This window comes from Streptomyces lincolnensis (assembly GCF_021173675.1).
Taxonomy (GTDB): Bacteria; Actinomycetota; Actinomycetes; order Streptomycetales; family Streptomycetaceae; genus Streptomyces; species Streptomyces lincolnensis_B.
In genome coordinates this window covers 20,033-32,425 of the sequence record NZ_JAIHON010000001.1, presented here as the reverse complement: position 1 = coordinate 32,425, position 12,393 = coordinate 20,033, and the positions used below count along the sequence as shown (strand labels likewise).

Here is a 12,393-nt window from a genome sequence, read left to right as displayed (position 1 = left end):
CTCATGGAGCCTCCATCCGGGCGGCTGGCCGCACGTCGTCCACGAGCGCGCGCACCTCAGGCAGCGAGCTGGGCACCGCATCGGCCCTGTTGAGCAGCCGACGGCAGGTGATCAGCGCCTTCGGCCAGTTCGCTGTGAGGGCGCCGATGAACCGGTCGGACTCGTCCGCGTAGAGCACGGCGAAGGAACGCTCGGGGTCGGCACCGTCCACCCGGACGTGCGCGTCGCCACCCGTCCGCCCCACCAGCTGGACCTTCCAGTCGTACTGGTCGCTCCAGACGTACTCGACCGGGGTGTGGTCGCGGAGGGCTTCCGGGTGCGTGATGTTGTGGGCCACGCAGACGGCCTGCTCGACCGCGTTCGTCCAGTGCTCCAGCCGGACGCTGCGCCCGTAGCGAGGGTGCCGCCACCTGGCAACGTCCCCGACCGCCCAGATGTGGGGGTCCTCGATGGAGCGGCAGTGGCTGTCGCAGAGCACGCCGTCGTCGGTCGGAATCCCACTGCCGGCAAGCCAGTTGTCGTTCGGGACGGCCCCGATTCCCACAACGACCGTGGCGGCAGGGAGCACGGAGCCGTCGTCGAGGTACACCTCCAGTCCGTCCCCGGTTTCTTTGACGTCGGTGACACCCACACCGAAGCGGGTGTGTACTCCGCGCGCGGCGTGCAACGCGCCGAACACAGCGGCGACTTCGGGGTTGAGCACCCGGGACAGCGGCACCGGCACCGGGTCGACGACCGTCACGTTGTCGAGGCCGATGCCCAGCGCGGTGGCCGCGACCTCGGCGCCGATGAACCCGGCCCCGATGACCACCAACGGTCCGCCGGCCCTCAGGGCGACGCCGAGCGCCTCGGCGTCGGCCAGAGACCGCAGCACGTGCACGCCGGGTGGTGTCCCCCAGGGTGACGGCCTGGCCCGGGCCCCGGTGGCGATCACGAGATCGTCGTAGAACTGGCTGGTGCCGTCGGTGAGGAGCACCCGCCGGTGTTCTCGGTCGACGCCTGTTGCCGCGTTGCCCAGAGCGAGCTCGACGCGTGCCTCGGCCGCGGCGTCCGCGCGCAACAGACCAATATGGTCCGCGGTGGTTGTTCCCGCCAGAAGTGCCTTGGACAGCGGCGGCTTGTCGTAGGGCGGGACATCCTCGTCGCCGATCAGGACGATCTCGCCGTCGTAGCCCGCCGCCCGCAGGGCCTGGGCGGTCCGGACACCGCCGACGGAGGCGCCGACGATCACTGTGCGTGCCATCAGTCGTCCTCAATCACCAGCGCGGAGACCGGGCAGCTGCGGGCTGCCTCCTCGACTCTGGTGCGTTCGGAGTCCTCGATCGTCGTCCGGCGGAGCACGACTACCCCGTCGTCGTCGAGGTCGAATACATCGTCCGCGCCGACCACGCAGTTCGCGTAGCCCTGGCACGCCTCAAGATCGGCTTTTACGATCACCATGTCGCTCTTCCTCTCGTCCTCCCCGGGGTTGAGGCCCCCGGAACTTACGCCTTGGCTCCGATGCCGCCGTCCGGATGCACGACCCCGCCGGTGATCCCGCGGGAACGCCCGGAGGCGAGAAACACGTAGCTCCACGCGTGGTCCTCGCCTGACAGCGCGACCTGCAAGGGGACACGGGCGGCCAACTCCGTTTCCCGGTCAGGGCTGTCGTTCAGACGCCGCTGATCCAGCCCGAGGCTGCCCAGCCCGCGCAGGTCGGTGTTGAGGGTTCCGCCGGGCGCGACCCCGTTGACCCGGATGTCGGGTGCCAGCTCGTGCGCGAGCGCGGTGACGAGCCCGCGGACGGCGAACTTGGTCGAGACGTAGAGCACCCCGCCCCGGCCCGGGTAGTACGCCGAGGTCGATTCGGTGAGGATGATGGTCCCTCGGCTCTCCCGCAGGGCAGGCAGAGCGGCCTTCACCGAGTGCAGGTGGCTCTTGACGTTGACCCGGAAGATCTCGTCGAACGCGTCGTCGATCCTGTCCTCGTCGAGGTCGCCGATGCCGCGGTAGAAGTCGAAGACACCGACACAGTTCACCAGGATGTCCAGACCGCCGAACGCCTCCACCGCGGTCGCAACAGCCCGCTCGTTGGCCTGGCGGGTGGTGGCATCGCCGACGACCACCGGCAGGCCCGGTATCTCGGCGGAGAGCTTGGCGGATTTGACCTCGTCGCGTTCGAGGACGGCTACCTGCGCGCCTTCCGAGCGGAAAGCGTCGACCACCGCGCGGCCGATCCCGGATCCCGCTCCCACGACGAGAGCACGCCGGCCGGTCAACCAGTCACTCACGTCTCCTCCTCGAACAACGGGCCGAACGGGTGACCGATCATCGCGGAGAACGTTTCCGCGTTCTGCCAGGTCAGTGACTCCACCTCGAGTGGGCACAGCGCCACCCACTGACCGGACTTCGGCGCCTCGACCAACAGCCGCGCACCGTTTCGGGTCTCGACCCGGGACACCCGGATCTCGCTGAACTCGTTGCCCAGCGCGATGGCCTCTCCGGTCTGGTGGGCCTTGAGCTCGCGCAGCTCGGCCGCGGCCCGACCCGCGGCGGCGGCGTCCTCGGCTTCGCCGTCCCACTGCAGTCGCCCCTGCTCGGTCACAGGAACACCGCCAGGTTCTGGGTCCGCAGCACGGCGTCATCCACCAGGATGGTGCGACGGGCCAGCTGCCAGCCGTCTCCGACGCGGCGCAGCAGGTCCTCGCGGCCTGCCGAGATGATCGAGGCTTCCCGGATGTCACCGCGGCTTCGGTAGAGCAGGACCGCTGTGTCCACGATCAGCTCGTCCGGGTTCGGCGTGGCGAACGTGCGGACGTTGGTGACGTGGTGACGTAGTCGCGAGGGCGGGTCCTCGGTCCAGGCGTGCTCCGTCAGGAACCGGGCCACACGTCGTGACAGCGAGTACTTGTTCTCGTCGAAGTGCGCCATGTGCGGGGCCGAGTCGAACCCCGCTGTGAGGGCGGTGGTGACCCGGACCGGCATGATGTAGTGGATGTCGTCGGTGAGCAGGTCCAGCCAGTCCTCGTAGTTCTGCGCGTCGAGGATGTAGGCCTCCTCCACCATCCAGTGGTGGGCCTGCAGGTGACGTGGGTCGTCGAACGCCAGGCTCCGACCAGTCCGCTGGGTACGTGGCGCGTGCCCGCCCAGCCGGGATTCCGCAGAGTAGGGACCGCCGTTTCCGGTGGGTGCGGCAGCAACCTTCTCCTTCGCCGGCTCAGGGGCCGTCGGCTGTGCCTGTGCACTCACGCTCGCACCTCCTTGTGGTCCGCCGGGACACCGGACACCTCGACCTGAGAAACCTTGTCCACCGGGCGTTCCAGATGGTCCGCCCATCGGCTCAGCAGGTGGCGCTGGTTGTACTCGCCGTATCCGACGTGGGCTTCACCCGGACCCGAGTACTGTTCGCGCGTCAGCGGCGGAACGACCTCGGTACCGTCCTCCAGCAGGCCCATACGGCTGTTGAGGAGCAGCCTGCGGGCCATGGCCCCGGCCGCGGTGTTGGTCAACGAGACCCAGTTCTCGACATCGTCCTGCTCGAACATGCCGGTCGATCCGAAGCACATCAGGTACGCCTTGTAGGACAGCGCCTTGAACTCCTCCGGCGCCTCCGCGTCGACCGCGAACCAGGACACGACCTCGGTCTCGTCAGGGCCGACCGGTTGCCACGTGCGCAGCGAGATGAACGGGAGCACATCGTCGGAGTCCTCGACCCGGGGCCAGTTGTGCACGAAGCTCATGTTCGGGAAGACCGACGCGGCCGAGATCATGAACCCGTCCCGGCCAATGACGTCGAGTTGGTCATGCGACCACTGCTCCTTCATCCTTTCGATCATCACGTCGGGGTAGCCGACGTAGCGCAGCTTCTCCTCCAGCGTCCCCGGAGGCAGCTTGTACGTGGTGCCCCCGCCATTGCCGGCCCAGTAGGTGTTGCCGTCCTTGCGCTTCTCCGCCTTGGGCTCACGGAACAGCCCGATCTCCACGACGGAGGTGTGCGTCTGCGGGGTGTGGTACATGTCGCCGGCGAAGTTCTCGGCGCCGATCTTCCAGTTCGTCTTCACCCGCCAGCGCTGCGGACCGCGCAGCTCGATCCCGCTGGCCGACTGGCGCGTGTAGTAGTCGAGGTAGAAGGCGAAGTCGCCCAAGTACTCACGCAGCGGCGGGGCGTCGGGATCCAGACTGAGGAAGATCAGGCCGTTGTAGGTGTCCATGGACGGCGCAGGGAGCAGGATCTGCCCCTTACGCCGGAAACCGGCCTCGCCGCCGTAGGCGTCCTTGTGGAAAGGCAGCCCGACGATGCGCCCGTCGTTGCGGTAGGACCAGCCGTGGTACGGGCAGCGGAAGTGCGAGGCGTTGCCCATCTCCGCCCGGCAGACCTGCATACCCCGGTGCAGGCACATGTTGAACAGCGCCCGCACTTGACCGTCCTCCCCCCGAGACAGGATGAACGAGTCATCGAGCACCCGCCTCACCACGTAGTCGCCTGCCTGGGGGATCTCCGACTCGTGCCCGACGAACAGCCATGCCCGGCTGAACAACCGCTCGCGCTCGAGACGGAAGATCTCCTCGTCGTTGTAGATGTGCGCGGGGATCATCCCCCGCCGCACATCGCCCAGCACGAGGTCGAGATCGGTCATCGACTCACTCCTTGCATTTTCTCTGCTAACCAGAATTAATGTCTGCTTACCAAAAAACATGACTGCGTCGCCGTGTCAAGCGTCGTCCGGTCAGTGACGAGCCCGAGCAGTGATCAAGCCGCTGTTGCCGAAGATGGCAGGAGGCCGGAGTGCGGCGCGGAGCACCTGGGCGGCCGAGTGGCACACGTCGCCGCGACGTTCGTCGCGGGCCGGGAAGTCGGCGCGTAACGCGCGTAAACCCCGGCCGGTCTGGCGTCGAGAGTGCGGGGCATATCGCAGGACGTGTCAGCCCCGTCCTGAGTCGGCCGCATCGCGGCAGCGAGCGGTTCCGCATATCTCGCAGCACCCGGCTCCGCAGCGAAACCTTGACCGACGTCAGCTCGCCGCGTGCAGCAGGGCCGACAAGGAGAAATGGCGACCCGCAATGCCAGTAGCCCCTGGCTTCGAGGGAAGACCAGGGGCTACCAGCCATGACAGGGTGGTCACCGGAAACATGACCGCGCCCGATCCCGTACCCCACGTTCACGAGAGCGGGGAGTGCACGACAACCGCTACACGCACGTGTCACCCATCTCGACGTGCCCATCCCGGCATGGTCACGGGCGCCGTCAACCTCCGGCCGGCCGCAGCCGCCTCCCGCAGGAGAGCCCTGCGACTCCGGACCTCGCCCTGGGCCCGTTCCGGGGGACAACGCGCGGGCCTGCGACATGTCCGCCATCGCCGGCGATGGCGGCAGTTCGTGCGGGCCCCCTCACCGCTCCAGACACACCTTCGATACGCGGCTTAAGCAAGCACCTTGCGCACGCCTTCGATTCCACCGGCGTAGCTACCTGCGAAGGAGCGGGTCAGCTCCTCCTCCTGGGCCTCGTCGGCATCGAACTCAGCTGACCACTCCACGTAGGCATCGCCGGTGTCGGTGATCTCGGATACCCGGACCGTGCAGACATACCGGCGGACGCCGAACGGGTTGGCGCCTCGAAAGGCGTAGGTGCAAGTGCGTTGGGCGTCGTCGAGGGCCAGGAGCCTTTCCTCGAACGTGTCCCCGCCCGCGGCGAGCGTCAGCCTGCGCACAGCACCGACCTGCCCCTCCTGCCCTTCGACGAGCTCACTCCGGTCGAGGCCGGGCATGTAGCCCGGCAGGCCGTTGAACTCTCTGAGAAGGGCCCATACCCGGTAGGCGGGCGCGGCGACAACTCCACTTGCGTAAGGGCGCGGCATCGGTCACTCCTTGAAATGCTGTGTTGAATGCCTCCGGTCTGAACGACAGGGAGGTATCTGATGGCCGCGCTCCAGACTTCGAGCATCGCGTACGCGCTGGGGCCCCGGTGTGTCGACCTGTCCGCACGGCATGGTGAGTCGGTGATCCTTCAGCGCGCGGCGTCAGTGCGTGCGGCTGCTGGTCCATTCGACGATGAGTTTGGTGGGCGCTTCGCGTTCGCCGGGGCCCTCGAAGAAGTGTCCGCCGGGGAGGAACTCGAGCGTCTTGTCCGCGGCGCCCAGTCCGTCGTGGATGGCGTGTGCGTCGGAGGGGAACACCCCTGTGTCGCCAGTTGCCTGGATCACGAGTGAGGGCACCTTGATGTTCTTGAGCTGATCGGTGCCGCGGGACTGCGCGTCCTCCAGGCTCCACATCGAGAGCCAGCCTCGGAGGGTCACGAAGGGCACGAGGCTATGAGCACCGTAGTTGGCGGTACGGGGGTCACCCAAGTAGCAGCCGGTCTCCCGCGTGGAGGGGTCGATGGACAGGTCGAGGAAGCGCAGGTCCGCCCAAAGCCTGTTGATCGTGAAGATGCGGTCGGTGACGCCGTGTTCGTTGAGGATGGCCAGTTCCTGACGCGCCCACCTGCTGATGCGGTTGCTGCGTTCCCGCTGAGCCTGCCGGTAGCGGACCACGAACTCCGGCGAGTACGGCGGACCGTTGCGCGGGTTGAACATGTCCAGCTCGGGGTCGGTCGCGAAGAGATCGTTCTCGTCGATGACCGAGGGGTCCATCCACGTCGTCAGGACGTCCGGACGACCCTGATGGGCGTTGAGCGAGATGTACAGGTCGGCCGGAGGCAGCTGCCGCAGTTCCGACTCGACCGACACATGCACGGCCATCGAGGTGGACAGCTGGCCGGCCGCCGAGCTGGCGCCCGCGTCCGCCGCGGCCTTGAACTGATCTGCGACCTTGATCGTGCTGGGGTCGGTGGCCTGTGCCTGGTAGGTGGCCATCAGCGAACCACCACCGGAGTTGCCCACCATCACGACCGTCTTCACTCCGGCGACCTCACGCAGCCACTGGATCCCGACGCCGATGTCGATCAGCGCGTTCTCCAACTGGAAGTAGGCCGGATCGGTCTTGTATCGGGTCGGCCAGCCCAGGACGCCGAAGCCCTGCTCTGCCAGCAGCGGTCCGAGGTAGTGGTCGCTGAAGTTGGCGACGTGGTGGCAGATGATGAAGGCGACGTCGGGCCTGCTCCCCTTCAGCGTGTGGTAGACGCCCTCATGTGGGAACGCCCCGAATGCTGTCCTCGGTGCGGTGGGCGAGTCGATCGCCACCGGCTCACGTGTGACCTCGGTCATTTCCGTCCTTCGTCGTTTCTTGTCTTCGTCCTGCTGGCGCGGCGCTCACCCAGCCGCGGGGGCCCTAGACGAGGACGCCGCCCCCGTCGACGATCAGCGTCTGGCCCGTGACGTATCCGTTGGTCATGAAGAACCGCACCGCCTGGGCGATGTCCTCAGCTCGGCCGACGCGCCCCACGGGCAGGCGCTCGGCGATCGCCTCCAGGTCACCCGCCGATGCTGTGAGCAGAGGGGTCTCGACGATGCCGGGGACGACGGTGTTGACGCGGACGGGCGCGAGCTGCACCGCCAGGGTGCGGGTCATCGACTCCACCGCTCCCGCCGAGGCCGCGGCGAGCGGATTCGTGGTCTTGCCCGGTCGGACACCGGCCGCTCCCGAGCAGAAGGTGATCGATCCACCTCGGAGCATCTTCGGCGCCCCGTACCTGGCCGCGTGCGCCGCCGCCCAGACCCGCGCATCCAGACGCGGACGATGCGTCGCGGTGTCCGCCTCGAAGAGGGTGCCCCCGCCGACCACTCCGACGGTGACGAAAACGTGGTCGACCGTGTCGAAACCATCGAACAGTCCCGCCACTTGTTCCTCGTCGACGGCGTCGACAGCGGCAGTCCGCACCCCGTCACCGATTACGGCCCTCGCCTCGCGGAGCCGGTCCTCGGAGCGGCCGGCGATCGTGACCTCCGCGCCGTCCTCGAGAGCTGTCGCTGCGACCGCAAGCCCGAGACCCGAGCTCCCTCCGATCACGAGGACCGTCTCACCCTTCAGCGAACTCATTTCGTCTCCGATTCCATCTCACATGAGTTGCCGGCCTTCGTCCCCCCTGCGGTGCACCGCAGGGGGGACGAAGGCCGGGGGCGGATGCGGCCTCGCCGAACTGTCGGACGAGGACGCCGGGACCAGCTCTCGGGGCACACCGCGCTGATCACCGCCGCGGCTACCTTCTCCGTTGCGGCCGGGCGAGGCCGGTCGGCACGTCCTTGTCGCCCCTTCTTCAGCTGCGGCCACGCAATGCCTCAGCTGCGGGCCTCTTCGAGCTCCTGCCCACCCAGGAACGCCTCGAGGGGGATGCCCATGGCCTCGGAGCTCTCGCGGGCTGCTTGCGGGTCGCGCCGCAGGTCGTCGATGAACGGCTGTTCGCGAGGCTTGAGGATCTTGTCGTCCTCGTTCAGGACCCGCGTGTTGTAGCAGAACTCCAACTGGAGCCCGTCGGGGTCGGTGAAGTACACCGACCTGCACCACCCGTGGTTGAACACCGCGCTCGCCTTGACTCCGTGCTCGACCAGGCGGTCCCTCCAGGCCTGCAGCTCCTGCTCGCTGTCGACTCGGAGGGAGAAGTGGTAGGTGTACGGGCGGAGTCCCAGCGCCTTGTCCAAGTCGGCCGGCCAACTCGCCGGAGCGCCGGACTCAGGCGTCGGGGCCATGAAGGCCATGTAGCTGCCGCCACCGACGTCGAAGAAGACGTGGCGCATGGTGACCGTCCCGTCCTCCGCCTGCTGCAGTTCCTGCCATGCGATCTCGAAGCCGAGCACACGTGTGTAGAAGTCGACACAGCGCTCGTAGTCGAACGTCGCGAAACCCATGTGGTGGATACCGCGTTGCATCTCCCGCCTCCCTTGCCGGAAATTCTGTCTTGCAGAATACCTCTCTGAAGGTAGCACTGGGAAGCCCCTGTCACAAGACTGCAGACCCGACAGGTCGAGCCACCGAAGAGGAATCATCCGCAGCGGTCGGCAATCGCAGAGCCGGTCGTCATGAGTGAACTGGCATCAGTTATCCCGGTCCGTCTGAGGGGGCGCGCCGGAGCGCTAGCCTCGGAGGTCCCCGGCGTCACCTTCTGCAGGCTGGCATGCAGCTTGGCAGGCAGCTTGATTCGCGAGCCGTCCTTCCGCCATACAGACAATGGATCTACTGTATGGAATGGCTTGCCCTTCATTGCAGGGCAAGGAGGCTTCCATGCCCATCGTCCGTACTGGTACCGGCACTGCCACGGTCCCCAGGCACTCGTGCGGTCGGCGGGGACGGCAGCCGAGATTGAGCGATGCCGCAAACCAATGCCTAACCACCCTGGAACGTGCTGGTCCCATGCCGCGGATTCTTTCGCCCGGACCGGGCTTGTCAGAACTGTCGTTGACCTGCCCGGACGCGGCTCACCGCCTCCCTTGACGAAGTTGCGGCCGACGGTGAACGGGTACCGCGAGCAGCCCGTGGTGAAAGCGGCCAGCAGGGCCGCGGTGGAGGCGGGACCGGTCGGCAGGTCCAGGGACGCACCGGTCGGCAGTAGGGTAGACCCCCGCTTGGTGAGTGACCGTGCCGACCAGTCGATGAGTCGGAGAAGCTAGCCGAAGCCAGCCGTTCGCCGGCTGCCGAATGCCGGTCATTCACAGACGGCGGACGCGGCGGGCCGGACGGCCGAGTGCCGCAGCAGACCGTAGTAGGGGGCCTCCGGTGCGGGTTCGGCGCTGCTTCGTCCTTCCGCCGCCGGGCAGCCGGAGGCCCGGATCCCACACCGTCATCGCGCGTGAGTGTGCGCTTTCGGACCGCGCCGGGTGCAGGCGACGAGGTCGAGGTGGAACGCAGGCCGTGCCAGAAGGCGACGTATGCTCAGTGCAGTACCTCGGCAGCCTCCTCGGCGACCTCACGCAGCACCGCACTGATCCGACGCTGGTCGGCGTGATTCATCCGGCTGATCGGCACGGAGACGTTGAAGGCGGCCTGCATGGGGGCTCGTTGGGCAGACAGCGCAACGGCGACGGAGCCCACGCCCTCCTCGCTTTCCTCGGAGCTCGTGGCGTAGCCGAGTCGGCGGACCATTTCGACCTCCTTCTCCAACTCCGCCCGAGTGGCAACCGAGTTCGGCGTCAACTGCTGAAGCTCCTCGTCCGGGTAACGCCGTCGCAGCTCATCGCCGGACAACTGCGCGAGGAGAGCCTTACCGGTCGAGGTGCAGTGCGCCGGCATCGACTGACCGAGGCGGGATGCGACACGCACGGCACGCGGACTCTCCAGCGCGTCCACGAACCGGACTGTCGTCCCGTCCAGCACTCCAAGGTGCACGGTCTCCCGCAGTTCGGCGTTCAGCCGCTCCAGGAAGGGGCGCAGGGCCTGCCGGACATCGAAGCGCTGCAGAATCGAAAAGGCGACACCGGTGAGTGCTGTTCCCGGTACGTAAGCCTTGCCTCGCCCGGCCTGCCTGATGAAGCCGCGGTACATCAACATCGCGAGCAGGCGGTGTGCGGTGGAGCTCGCGACCCCTAGGTGGTGAGCGACGTCGGTGAGCTTGAGCTCGTTCCGCTCACCGAGCATGAGCAGCACCCGAAGCGCGTTGTCCACCGACTCGATCGGGTACTGCGGCGCCGGCCCACTGCCGACCGATGACTTGACCTCGGACTTCTTCATAGCAGAAGAATAGGCCGCTCTCGCGCAACGCGAGGTGGTCTGGCGCTGGCCTAGCGTCCGATCTTCTCGCCATCGACTACGCCGTGCCTGGGTGCTCTACTGCGCAGAGCCATGCAACCCCGCCGAGGCGACGTCGCAGGCAACGGCGCCCGCACCGTGTCAGCGGTGTGCCGGGCCGATGGCTGCGGAATCAACCACCGCGGAGGCGCTGCGAAGGGCGAGAGGTCCACGCTTGGCGTCCTGATCAAGCGCCTGGCGTCAGGGATGTGGGTGCAGGCTTCGCATCGGGGTCGCCGGTCGTGTGGTCGTGGCGGGCGCGAGCGCGTCGAATGTCGTCGCGGTGTGCCATGGCCCATTCGCGCAGCGCGGCGATCGGCGTGAGCAGCGTGCGGCCCAAATCGGTGAGTTCGTAGTCGACGCGCGGCGGCATCGTCCGGTACACGGTGCGGCTGACCAGGCCGTCGCGCTCCAGTGCGCGCAGGATCAGGGTCAGCATTCGTTGGCTGATCCCGTCGACCTCGCGGTGCAGTTCGTTGAACCGTAGAGGGCCGTCGCTGAGCCTGAGCACGATCAGGGCGCTCCATTTGTCGCCGACCCGGTCAAGTACATCGCGGATCGAACAGTCCTGCTCGACGGGGTCCTCGGCTGCCACGTTGCTGTCCGTATCCGACACGAGAGTGCCTCCTGCTACATCTTCTCGTAGTAACCAACCGGAGGCCCACCGTTGCCCACGGAGAACAAGGAAGTGGTGTCCCACCTTGCGACCAGCTGTTCGGCCATGGCAGCCTCGAGGTGATCGGCAGTGTGTGGTTTGCCCAGGTCACCGCTGTCCAGGTCGGCGGCCAGGGGACGGCCACCACCACGGTGGGCCTCCGAGCACCTCGGCCTGCCGGCCGAAGTGGCCACTTGAACGCGGCCGGGTCAGTGCAGGAAGTTCAGCAGGGCCTTCGTCAGTTCCTGCGGAACTTCTTCGGGCAGGAAGTGGCCGGCTCCGGGGAGCACCAGCCCGGTGACGTCGGTGGCGAGCGTGCTCATGGTCTCCTTCGGCATGGTGCCGGTGCTGTACTGGCCGCCTATGGCCAGGACCGGGATGGTGAGCGTCCCCTCGTCGCGCCAGCGCTGGGCCTGCTGGGCGGACTCGTCGAGGGTCCGGTAGTACTCGAAGCTGGCGTGCAGGGCTGCCGGGTCGCGCAGCGAGTCGACATAGACGTCGATGGCCTGCTGCGGGATGGCGCCGGGGGCGGCGGTCTTGGATGTGAAGGTGTGGCCGAAGTAGATCTCCTCGCGGCCCGCGACCATGCGCTCGTTGATGTTCGCGAGGCGGTTGAAGGCGAAGTGCCACAACATCTCGTTGGTGGCCGGGTCCGACATCAGCGGCGGGGACGGCGAGATCCCGGGGATGACGGCCTCGCTGACGGCGAGGCGGGTGACGCTGTCGCGGTGGCTCGCGGCCAGGGCGTAGCCGACCAGCATGCCGAGGTCGTAGCCGACGACGGCGAAGCGCTCGTGGCCCAGGGCGGTCATCAACTCGGCCATGTCGTCGGCGAGCGTGGCGGCGTCGTAGCCGGTCGCCGGCTTGTCGCTGGCACCCATGCCGCGCAGGTCGGGAGCGACGACGGTGAAGTGCTCGGCGAGAGCGGGCATGACCAGACGCCAGCTGTACCAGAACTGGGGCCAGCCGGGCAGGAGCAGCAGCGGCGGCCCGTCGCCGCCGACCACGGCGTGCAGGGTCAGGCCGTCGGCTTTGACGGTGTGGCTGGTGAACGTGTCGGTGAACCCGTCGGGCAGGTTCGGCACGTCGGTGACGGTGAACGGCAC

The 12,393-nt window shown here is 67.6% G+C and carries 13 protein-coding genes; all 13 read right to left on the bottom strand.

Annotation, left to right across the window (positions count from 1 at the left end):
- Nucleotide 1: 1 nt before the first annotated feature.
- The 13 genes from K4B79_RS00155 to K4B79_RS00095 all read right to left on the bottom strand — a co-directional run bounded on the left by K4B79_RS00155 (nucleotide 2) and on the right by K4B79_RS00095 (nucleotide 12,393).
- A complete protein-coding gene (locus tag K4B79_RS00155; RefSeq protein WP_232024067.1) occupies nucleotides 2–1,243 on the bottom strand; it encodes an NAD(P)/FAD-dependent oxidoreductase in 1,242 nt (413 codons plus the stop codon).
- Nucleotides 1,243–1,440 carry a ferredoxin gene (locus tag K4B79_RS00150; RefSeq protein ID WP_194083504.1) on the bottom strand — a complete coding sequence of 66 codons (198 nt, stop codon included), beginning with the start codon at nucleotides 1,438–1,440 and terminating at the stop codon, nucleotides 1,243–1,245. Before K4B79_RS00150 ends, K4B79_RS00155 begins: the two co-directional genes overlap by 1 nt.
- A 44-nt stretch (nucleotides 1,441–1,484) precedes the next feature.
- Nucleotides 1,485–2,270, bottom strand: coding sequence for a 3-(cis-5,6-dihydroxycyclohexa-1,3-dien-1-yl)propanoate dehydrogenase (hcaB, locus tag K4B79_RS00145; RefSeq protein ID WP_232024066.1), 786 nt, complete (start codon nucleotides 2,268–2,270; stop codon nucleotides 1,485–1,487).
- On the bottom strand, nucleotides 2,267–2,584 hold the full coding sequence (locus K4B79_RS00140; protein WP_232024065.1) for a hypothetical protein: 318 nt from the start codon (nucleotides 2,582–2,584) through the stop codon (nucleotides 2,267–2,269). The genes hcaB and K4B79_RS00140 overlap by 4 nt, the downstream gene beginning before the upstream one ends.
- Complete coding sequence (locus K4B79_RS00135) at nucleotides 2,581–3,228, bottom strand: 3-phenylpropionate/cinnamic acid dioxygenase subunit beta (protein WP_232024064.1); 648 nt, start codon at nucleotides 3,226–3,228, stop codon at nucleotides 2,581–2,583. Before K4B79_RS00135 ends, K4B79_RS00140 begins: the two co-directional genes overlap by 4 nt.
- Nucleotides 3,225–4,616, bottom strand: a complete 1,392-nt coding sequence (locus K4B79_RS00130; protein WP_232024063.1) for an aromatic ring-hydroxylating dioxygenase subunit alpha — start codon at nucleotides 4,614–4,616, stop codon at nucleotides 3,225–3,227. Before K4B79_RS00130 ends, K4B79_RS00135 begins: the two co-directional genes overlap by 4 nt.
- A gap of 783 nt (nucleotides 4,617–5,399) precedes the next feature.
- Nucleotides 5,400–5,834, bottom strand: coding sequence for an SRPBCC family protein (locus K4B79_RS00125; protein ID WP_232024062.1), 435 nt, complete (start codon nucleotides 5,832–5,834; stop codon nucleotides 5,400–5,402).
- Between the two features lie 162 nt (nucleotides 5,835–5,996).
- Nucleotides 5,997–7,181 (bottom strand): hypothetical protein, encoded by a 1,185-nt coding sequence (locus K4B79_RS00120; RefSeq protein ID WP_232024061.1) that lies wholly within the window; start codon nucleotides 7,179–7,181, stop codon nucleotides 5,997–5,999.
- A 64-nt stretch (nucleotides 7,182–7,245) separates the two neighbouring features.
- On the bottom strand, nucleotides 7,246–7,953 hold the full coding sequence (locus K4B79_RS00115; RefSeq protein ID WP_232024060.1) for an SDR family oxidoreductase: 708 nt from the start codon (nucleotides 7,951–7,953) through the stop codon (nucleotides 7,246–7,248).
- A 239-nt stretch (nucleotides 7,954–8,192) separates the two neighbouring features.
- Nucleotides 8,193–8,780, bottom strand: coding sequence for a VOC family protein (locus K4B79_RS00110; protein WP_232024059.1), 588 nt, complete (start codon nucleotides 8,778–8,780; stop codon nucleotides 8,193–8,195).
- Nucleotides 8,781–9,780: 1,000 nt separating this feature from the next.
- Entirely contained in the window at nucleotides 9,781–10,575 is a 795-nt protein-coding gene (locus K4B79_RS00105) for an IclR family transcriptional regulator (protein ID WP_232024058.1), read from the bottom strand.
- Between the two features lie 244 nt (nucleotides 10,576–10,819).
- The gene (locus K4B79_RS00100; protein ID WP_232024057.1) at nucleotides 10,820–11,227 is read right to left on the bottom strand and encodes a winged helix-turn-helix transcriptional regulator; all 408 of its coding nucleotides are present in this window, start codon (nucleotides 11,225–11,227) and stop codon (nucleotides 10,820–10,822) included.
- Between the two features lie 269 nt (nucleotides 11,228–11,496).
- A complete protein-coding gene (locus K4B79_RS00095) occupies nucleotides 11,497–12,393 on the bottom strand; it encodes an alpha/beta fold hydrolase (RefSeq protein ID WP_232024056.1) in 897 nt (298 codons plus the stop codon).

Coding starts and splice junctions, on each gene's coding strand:
- K4B79_RS00125 (WP_232024062.1), bottom strand. CDS start 5,834: ATGCCGCGCCCTTACGCAAGTGGAGTTGTCGCCGCGCCCGCCTACCGG.
- K4B79_RS00120 (WP_232024061.1), bottom strand. CDS start 7,181: ATGACCGAGGTCACACGTGAGCCGGTGGCGATCGACTCGCCCACCGCA.
- K4B79_RS00115 (WP_232024060.1), bottom strand. CDS start 7,953: ATGAGTTCGCTGAAGGGTGAGACGGTCCTCGTGATCGGAGGGAGCTCG.
- K4B79_RS00150 (WP_194083504.1), bottom strand. CDS start 1,440: ATGGTGATCGTAAAAGCCGATCTTGAGGCGTGCCAGGGCTACGCGAAC.
- K4B79_RS00155 (WP_232024067.1), bottom strand. CDS start 1,243: ATGGCACGCACAGTGATCGTCGGCGCCTCCGTCGGCGGTGTCCGGACC.
- K4B79_RS00110 (WP_232024059.1), bottom strand. CDS start 8,780: ATGCAACGCGGTATCCACCACATGGGTTTCGCGACGTTCGACTACGAG.
- K4B79_RS00130 (WP_232024063.1), bottom strand. CDS start 4,616: ATGACCGATCTCGACCTCGTGCTGGGCGATGTGCGGCGGGGGATGATC.
- K4B79_RS00105 (WP_232024058.1), bottom strand. CDS start 10,575: ATGAAGAAGTCCGAGGTCAAGTCATCGGTCGGCAGTGGGCCGGCGCCG.